The 8,858-nt window shown below is 49.0% G+C and carries 6 protein-coding genes; 1 reads left to right on the forward strand and 5 read right to left on the reverse strand.

Annotated features, from left to right (window positions below; all coding sequences use genetic code 11):
* Positions 1 to 121 precede the first annotated feature (121 nt).
* A complete protein-coding gene (locus F1593_RS26395; protein WP_172632472.1) occupies positions 122 to 949 on the reverse strand; it encodes a DMT family transporter in 828 nt (275 codons plus the stop codon).
* A 216-nt stretch (positions 950 to 1,165) separates the two neighbouring features.
* Positions 1,166 to 2,188 carry a methyltransferase gene (locus F1593_RS26400; protein WP_149404545.1) on the reverse strand — a complete coding sequence of 341 codons (1,023 nt, stop codon included), beginning with the start codon at positions 2,186 to 2,188 and terminating at the stop codon, positions 1,166 to 1,168.
* A 1-nt stretch (position 2,189) separates the two neighbouring features.
* On the opposite strand from F1593_RS26400, the gene F1593_RS26405 reads away from it, so the two are divergent.
* The gene (locus F1593_RS26405) at positions 2,190 to 2,849 is read left to right on the forward strand and encodes a transaldolase family protein (RefSeq protein WP_149404546.1); all 660 of its coding nucleotides are present in this window, start codon (positions 2,190 to 2,192) and stop codon (positions 2,847 to 2,849) included.
* A gap of 618 nt (positions 2,850 to 3,467) precedes the next feature.
* Here the strand turns inward: F1593_RS26405 and F1593_RS26410 are convergent.
* The 3 genes from F1593_RS26410 to F1593_RS26420 all read right to left on the reverse strand — a co-directional run bounded on the left by F1593_RS26410 (position 3,468) and on the right by F1593_RS26420 (position 8,442).
* The gene (locus F1593_RS26410; protein ID WP_172632473.1) at positions 3,468 to 4,364 is read right to left on the reverse strand and encodes a DUF4118 domain-containing protein; all 897 of its coding nucleotides are present in this window, start codon (positions 4,362 to 4,364) and stop codon (positions 3,468 to 3,470) included.
* 347 nt (positions 4,365 to 4,711) lie between these two features.
* The gene (locus F1593_RS26415) at positions 4,712 to 5,374 is read right to left on the reverse strand and encodes a class F sortase (protein ID WP_172632474.1); all 663 of its coding nucleotides are present in this window, start codon (positions 5,372 to 5,374) and stop codon (positions 4,712 to 4,714) included.
* Positions 5,375 to 5,661: 287 nt separating this feature from the next.
* On the reverse strand, positions 5,662 to 8,442 hold the full coding sequence (locus F1593_RS26420; RefSeq protein ID WP_149404549.1) for an SdrD B-like domain-containing protein: 2,781 nt from the start codon (positions 8,440 to 8,442) through the stop codon (positions 5,662 to 5,664).
* Between the last annotated feature and the right edge of the window lie 416 nt (positions 8,443 to 8,858).

Genomic DNA, 8,858 nt, shown 5'->3' on the forward strand with positions numbered 1-8,858 from the left:
GTCTGCTGATCCGCTGGGAGAAGCGCCCGCGTTCCTATCAGACCTTGTTGTGCTTGGCTTGTGCGCTCATTTGCTTTCAACAATGTGATCGCGTTTCCTCCTTGTAGGTTTTCGGATAAGTTCATAAGGGTCCTAGTAGCGGCTGAATAAACAGGGTAGAAGCAGCTTTTGACGCATTTACCCTGGTCAGGCCCTGAAACCAGAAGAGATAGGCTACGGCGGTACAGATAACAGCTAACCAGATCACACTGACCCAGGAAAGCCAGCCCGGCATTGACCAACCAGCCGCAAAGACACCCCAGCCAGCTACTGGTAACCAGACAAACATACTCCCCACAATCGAGGCTGAAGTAATCAACAGGGGAGAATGCTTACGCAGAAGGGATTTACCACGAACTGTATACATTGCCTCGATCAGAAGCGCACCAATGACCAGCAAATCGCCAATAATACGCCAGATGCCACCATCAGCAGGAATATTGGGGATCACACTACGCTCAACAATCAAATAGACGCCGATAAACCCGAGCAGGAGAGCCAGCACTGAGGCACGCGTCACACGCTCCCGCAAGACAATCCAGGATAGCAAAGCCGTAAAAATTGACTCGCCAGTAATCAATAAAGCAACATCCGAAGCGGTCGTTAAGGAAAGACCACCAAATTCGAACAGTTTGTTTACGACAAAGCCGATAAAAGAGAGAAGCGCCAGTTGAGGAATGTCACGCCAGGTCAGATGAAAAGAACGCCGTTTTGCCACTAAAAAGGGCAAGAGAACGAGGCCGGAAATGCACATACGAAAAGCGAGCATCATAGGAAGAGACATCGTTTGCAGAGCATATTTTGCCGCTACATAACTGGTAGCCCAGGCCACATTGGCGACAATGAGCAATAACCAGGAAAAAGTATGACGGGATGGAGACACGGAAGATAGACGCGAGGAGATAGACAAAATGATGCTCCTTATCAGGTTTAAATTGCAGATTTTCTGCGTTGCCTGGGATGAGATTGTACGGATCAATCACATTGTACCGCATTATTTTCCATTTTGCCCTGTTTCGCCCCCCTCAAACAGGGTACATTTTTTCTCTGATTTCCAGATGTGAGTTTTTGCGCCAATGGCACTCAAAAAGATTAGCGAGCCAAAAGATCCCCTGCTAGAGAGATTCTATAAAATAGGATGGGTGGCGTAGAGTACTTTATAGCGTGAGTTGCCTGCACATTCCTGGAGATTGCGGAAGCAACGCTGGAGCGTGGGTTCATATTTGAGAAAGCGGTTGGCGACCAGATAGAAGCGCCCATCAGGAAGGAGAATCTGGGCAGCTTCGCGGATGAAGCGTTCTGCGATTTCAAGGGTTTGTATACCTCCTTGATGAAAAGGCGGATTGGTAGCCACAAGATCGAAGCGTTGCTGAAGAACTGCCTGAGCCCCATTACTCGGCAAGACCTGTACATTATTCAGGCCAGCCTGTAGCGTGGCCTCTTGCGCGGCAGCGACGGCTGTAAGGCTGGCATCAACCAGTGTTACCTGTCCTTGCACTGCCTGGCGAGCGATATGTAAACCGATAAAGCCTGCTCCACAGCCAAGGTCAAGCGCATTATCCTGTTCGCGTATCAGTAAAGCCTCCAGCAGGAGATGCGTGCCTTCATCCAATTTATGGGCGGCAAATACCTCAAGGGAGGTCACTGGAAGATCCTGAAGAGAAAAGTCCTGTCGCTTCTGCGAACAAAGCACACGCTGCCCTTTGCTAATAGTCAGAGTCTCTACATTGCCAAAGAGCGCCTGCATACGTTTGGCAATCGTCAAAATACCCCGATCCTTCGCGCCCGCTACATAGAGACGGCCACCGCGCTTCAGCGCAAAGGCAGCCACGCTTAAACCATAGAACATCCAGACATTCCCCGGCTGATACAGCAGGTTCATGACCGCGACATCCATCGTGCCAGGCGCATGCTGTTGATGTAGAATATAGTCATGAAACGCGATACTATGCAATTGAGCAGGTGCGGACGAACCGCGCAGCGACGTCGCAAGGTTAGCCACATTATCTTCAGCCAGATACAACATACCGGAGCGCAGGTGTTCTCTGGCATGGGATACGAAAGGATCAGCCGCTGAATTGAGAACCAGCACCTGATCCATAGCTTCAAATTGTACAAAATCAGTTAACAAATGAGATTGGAGCATCATTATGGCCCTCTATATTGATAGTGCGTATCTCGATGATATCACAGCTACAGCCCAAACGATACCGCTGGCAGGCATCACCACCAATCCATCCTTGCTCTTAGATGCCCAGCAACGTGGACAACAACTGACGCCATCGCAGGTCCTCACACAGCTTCTGGAGCGCGTATCTGGTACTATTTTCATGCAGCCATCGTTAGCCAGTGAAGAAGAGGCATATCAACAAACTATCGCGTTTCTGGGGGCTGATCCTACACGCGTCATACCAAAAATCCCCATGACCCAGGCAGGCATGCGCCTGGCCCAACGCCTCAAGAGAGAAGGATATCATATCGCATTTACCGCCGTCACGACAGTTTCCCAGGCATACGCAGCCGCCATGGTCGGGGCAGACTATATTATCCCTTATTATAACCGTCTACGACGCAGTGGTGTAGATCCCAGCGAAAGAATCGCACAGATGGCACGTGCACTCACCAATCATCCCACGCGCATTCTCGCCGCCAGCATCAAATCCTCAGCCGAAGCAGACGCCGCCCTGTTGAGTGGCGCCCATGATCTGACAGTGCCACCCGCCTGTCTGCTCAATATGGTGACTGATCCCGAAACTGAGAGCGCACTTACCCGGTTTGAGCAAGATTGGAAAAAGATGAAAATTTCGTAATGTGAAATGTCCGAATCATTGCTCGCATTATGAACTTTTATTCATGATAAACGCATATCAATTCATGGTATAGTCATGCGATCATGGTATAGTTACAACTGTGGGCAAGGGGTAAACGAGCCTCGGGTGATTGGGATAGGTGATAGAAGTGGATGAAGCACAGGGTTCTCCCGTTCTTAATACAGGTGGGGTTGGAAGTGTAGGATCACATAAGAGCGGTTAAGATGGTAGGGAGGACGTTCTTGCAGGCTGCTGGTGCTGGGATGGTAGGGGCGCGGGCAAGAACGGAAGGATAACAGTCAAAGATGGAAGGGTTGGGAGGGATCAACAAAGTACCAGCGCGTCTAGTTGTTGATTGAGATCAGGTGACCAGGGCCTGGCACAAGAGGGGATGGGGCAACGCCAACGTTCTTGTGGGGATACGTAGTCAGTGGGAGGGGAACAAGAACGTCAGGCCTTTTAAAAAAGGCAAGCAAAGGGTGGTAAGGGCGCTCGCACGCCCTTACACTATGTCAGCAGAGCTTTCCAAAGGGGCCGGCGCAGCAGTTGCCCTGCCGAGGCGTGGAACGTTCCACACCTTCTCTCTTCCAATCAAGAGAACGGGAAAGCCCTGCTTTGTCAGGCAGCTAATTGTTGATGCAAGAAAGAACGTTCGAGAATAGAGCGAACTTGATCAATAAAGGTCCAGAAAAACTGAGCTTCTTCTGAGTCTTTCTCCAACTCAGCCTGCAATTTGTCTTCATTCGCCAACCATGCAACGCCATCATGGATATGGAGTGACAACACACAAGATACATGAGAGCCAATCTTAAGTGGGATCAGATACAAGAGCGAATGAGGAACCTTCTCATCAGCAACCACTACGCGTGTGTTGTGTGTAAAGGCGGCCTGCACAGCCTGCAATTCACACATGGTAGGCTCAAATTCATTGATGTGAATAGGAGCATCTGCTCTCACTTTGAACGTATTATCCTGATCCGGCGTAAAAATGGCACATTGCCTCACACCTAGCGATGAGAATACACGAACTGTCGATAGGGCAATAATATCTAATTGCTCCTCCAGATCATCCGTTGCGGCACAGACACGCATCACTTCATACAGGATGCGTAGCTCTTGCTGGTTTTTACGCGCTACTTCTGCATTATGGCGAATAGAGCCCGCTAGCTGACTGGTAAACAAAGCAATGATCAAAAACAGGCCAAGGTTCACCCATTGTACAGGATCAACGATCCTCAGAGTATACAATGGTGGGACCAGTAAATAGTCAAAGGAAAGAAAGGTCACAATGGTCCCAATGATCGCCGCATAACGGCTACACATTGTGGCAAGAATGATAACCCAGAGTAACTGTACAATGACTACGTCCTTTACCAGGGGATACAGATGCCAGTAGTAAATAATGCCGGTGATAAATAGCGAACCAAGCGCGGCTATCAAGGCATCTAAAAGATAATATTGCCACTTACTTCTCAATGAAGTTTGTACTTGAGGAATTTGCTCGATTGCATTCATAAGCTCACCTCTCATGTGATGGTTGAGATGTGCCACTGTGTCACATTAGCTGCCATTACCATACACCCAAAAGTGTCAAGGTTGTCTCAAGAAATGTTTTCTTCACCTCAATAATCACTCAAAGAGTGCTAAGGTTTTAAATGTAGCAATTTCGTGCGCGTCTGCGCACTTCTGTACGCGCTGCGTGCGGCGGCGAAGAAAAGAAGAAAAAGGGGTATTTTGAGGGCACCCCAAACCCCGGCAAAGGGCTCGCCGCCCTTTGCAATCCCGCTTGAAAAGCTTAAGGGTTGCACCCTTAACAATCCCGCTTCCATTCTCAGGAATGGGGGACAGTGCTTCCTTATATTTTAGTGGAGTTGCGCGTGTACGACAAGAAGTTGTTTGGTTTGTGGGGCAGCAGGATGCTGGTCCTGGTCGCAATTGATCAGGTTGAGGTAGGCTCCATCAGCAGCACCAAAAATTTGTGCGCGTGGGGCAGCATTGGGCAGGTATGTTTGAAGTGAGTTTACATAAAAATGGAGTTCGCTACCATCAGCATTGACAACCAGGATCAAATCCCCATTATGAAGTTTGCCAAGGCTGCCAAAAATGGCAGGGGTACCGTCCGCGCGGTTGCGATATCCATCAATGACGGCACTCCCGATGGAACCAGGGCGGACTCCATTTTCATACCAACCCACACCATCCCAGGCATGTAATAAGGGAACATCCATACGACCATCGGGTCGGATGCCTACCGTTTCAATTGGGGCATCTATACCAAGCGCGGGGATTTGTAAACGTGATCCAGTATCGGTATGCAAGGCCAATAAAGCAGGATTTACTGTCGGGGTTGGTTTCCTACTCCCGATCTTTGCTTTTGACGCTGGAGCAACCGCAGTGGAGGCTAACGTTAACTGCGCGGAAGTGCGATCAAAGTCGGTCGATATCTGGTCAGAGGTATCATGGGTATGAGCATGCACAGTCTTTTGCTCAGCCACCGGGGTGAAGATAATCTGTGGATGAACCATATGGTTCATTATCTCCATGGCACTCAACATATTTTTCACGCCCCAACCCATAAGCGCTCCAAACAGCACTAGAAGCACAACCAAAGCACAAACTGTTCTGCGTCTGGAAGAGGATATCTTAACAGGTTGGCGCATCCACAAAGGTTCCATATGCGATCCTTTCACCTCGTTACGCAAACGGTACTATGGCCTGTAACCATGCGGTCGTGCCACAAAAAGCATGGTACTTTTTTTCTTCTGGGCACAAATTTCTGCGCCACAGAAGAAAAAAAGGCGTGAGTACGTCGTTAGTGAAGCCTGACTGCCAGTAGCGGATTGGCACCTGCCGGGGGCAAACCAGGAGTTCCACCATCCCCCAAGCCATCACTATAGCTAAATCCGCTATCACAACTTCCACCTCCACAAGTTCCGCCTCCACAACTATCACAAGTTCCACCTCCACAACCGTCACAACTTCCACCTCCACAACCATCACAACTTCCACCTCCACAACCGTCACAGCTATTGCTGAAGTTGTTGTCACCATTGTCACTCAAGCTACTATCATTGAAATTGTTGTCACTATTGTCACTCAAGCTACTATCATTGAAATTGTTGTCGCCGAAGTTGCTGTTATCATTACCACTATGGCTGTGGTTATGATGATGATTGTGGTTATGGTTATGGTAATTACGGTCAAAGTTGTGGTCGTGAGTTACATTGGGGATATTCAGGTCCGGCAATAGCGTAAAGCCAGCGTCAAAAGTATGATCGTTTTGGCCTGGAGCATGGGGTAAAACCGCCATTTGTGGATAGTTTCCGCTACCGATCATTTGTGCTGAATTCGGTACAGTAGCCTTTGAATCGATCAAATGGTTCTGATCCTGATTAGCTACAGTCAATCCCAGGCCAGCCAGGGGTCCTCCCATAACATAATCGCTGGCCTTATCCAGCTTAATGACATAACTGGTATAAGATTGAATCGTAAAGTAGTAAGTGCCATCAGCCGCAGTGGTCGTCGTCGCGATCAGATTGGTGCCCGTCGCATCATAGAGATCTATCGTCACCCCAGCAATTGGCGGCTCATTGGCATCCTGTATACCATTGTTATTCAGATCCCCCCAGACACGATTGCCAATCTCAATTGGCGCGGACGCGCAGAAAGCCACCAGCGCTCCCAGACCATTCGCCTTCCCAAAAACTCCTGGAGTGGAACGCTCGTAAATCTGATAATTGTTTACAGCAGTGCCGAGCGTATTATCATAGGTACGCACACCACCCGAAAAAGCGATGCTGCTACGCGAAAGGGGATTGACCTGCGTCGAGATAACATCTGCCAGACCCGGCACCTGTAGCAGACTACCAAAACTGCCGCCATCATGTATATTGAGGTGGTTGTCCTGATAGGGATACGCACCACCAGATCTCTGGGCATTGCCTGCACCAGCTGTCGTTACGCCTCCACAACTCGCATTCCCTTCTAGCGTCCATCCTCTCGCCAGATTACCAGGTTGCCGCAAGCAGGCGCGCAGAATATCACCAGCCGTCGCAGCACTCACCAGATTGCTGCTATTGCCAGGTTCAGGAGTCTGATAACCCATTTGATCCCCAAAACGATCCCGTAAACCAATAAGCAGATTGCCATTATCGAAGGCAATTTCTGTAAACATTGGCTGTGGATACACACGCGTGTTGTTAGTGTTGCTTAAATGATCGTTGTAAGAAACGTAGCCAGGATGCCAGGGATTCCACATGGCGGGCTGGCCGACATTCAAATTATTCACGCCACTGGCAGTACATTTTGAGTACGTAGAGTCATTGGTACAGTAGCGAGGATAATTCAGTGGGAAATGAAAAATGGGCTGCTTCTGAAAGCCCCTCCCTGGTATAAAGCGAAACAGATAGGCCTGCAATTTAGAGTAATCGCCCAACGAGCTACCATTAGCAGGGACGGTTGATTCAGCAGAGCAGACCGCGCCCACATAGATCGAACCATGATATTGCGATACCGCAAAGGGGCGGAAATCGCCAGTCGCCTGGCAATCAGCAGGGACAGGCACAGCGTAAGCGGTAGGGGTCTGGGCCACGGGTGCAGCCGATGCTGCTCCAAGGGGAACCGCATACAGACTCTGATCAAAAAGATTCATAACATAGAGCGTCGACTCATCCTGTGAAAGAGCCATACCGCCAAGAGAAACTTTGCCGACCTGATTGAAAGCAGATAGATCAGTCAAATAATTGCTGGCATCATGCAAATTCTTGCCGGCGGGCAATGTCACCAACGGAGTAGCCTGAACTCTGGGAGAGCCCGAACTTGCCCCATCGACTACATAAATTGCACCAGGATCACCGCCCGGTTTAAAACCAGCATGGCGCTTGAAGTAAGAGGCAGCGAACAGCGTATCAGTACTGCGTCGATAGGCTAATCCCCAGGTTGAACCTACCTCGGGCGCGGTCGCCATGATGAGAGGATGATGCGCTCCTGTTGTATTATAGGGAAAGCTCACCAGGACATGGGATTGCGCATTGGCCTGATCACCCTGTACATAGCAGTTTGTTGCTATGGTAGGATTGTGCTGGCAGTAATCACTGGGATTTTCCAGACCAAAGTTAAGCGTGTTGGTTGCATTGCTCCCGTCAACAAAAGTTACGGACGTCGGATTATCCGTTCCATGACGAGAGGGATAAAAAGAGGCAAGTTCTGTCGTTGCAGCGCCAGGACCAAAACCAGTAAATTGCACCCTGACCGGCCCGGTGCCACTTCCAATCGCTAATGAGTATGATCCATCCGCGAGCGAAACTGTTGAGCCTGCATTGGCATTATTGCTATCATAAGCGGTCACAGTCACACCACTAATGCCCGGTTCCCGCGCATCAAGTATCCCATTCTGATTATAATCATCGTAGATCGTGCCAGTAATCGTATAGGGAGCCACAACCGCGACATGTGAATGTGTAGCGTGGACAAAATTGAACGAGAGAGAGATAAAACTAGTTTGCACAATCAAAAAGAGTATGCAGGCGTGAAATAGAGATCTTCTTTGCAGAAGCGCGCCCATTCTCCTTCTGAAACAGATAGATTGATGCATCACTCAACCCCTTTATCACTATAGAAAAATGCTATACAAATGAGCGCTTCCCGCCACAACACATCAATCCAGAGTTCCTTATGCGTCCTACACACTCTATACCCGACTCATTTTGTACAGTTCACATCAAGTATATTTCTATTTCCTAGAAGTACATACAAAACCTTTTATGCAATTTTTTAGTAAAAAGTCATACAAAGTGTTTGATTCCTACTTCCATCGGTTTTTTGTGCACCGTAGGTGCGAAAACTCATGCACAGAGATCGTGGAGGAACTGGCTGGCAGGCGCGTGCGCCTAAGTTTGGTCCAAAATAGAGAGGGCTTGTAACAACAGATGCGCTTGCAAAATGATCGATGCTGCTCCATATTTGAGAGAACAAGATGTTTTCTGATTGGACTCTCGAGGAGGAACAGCA

It is taken from the genome of Dictyobacter arantiisoli (assembly GCF_008326305.1).
Taxonomy (GTDB): Bacteria; Chloroflexota; Ktedonobacteria; order Ktedonobacterales; family Ktedonobacteraceae; genus Dictyobacter; species Dictyobacter arantiisoli.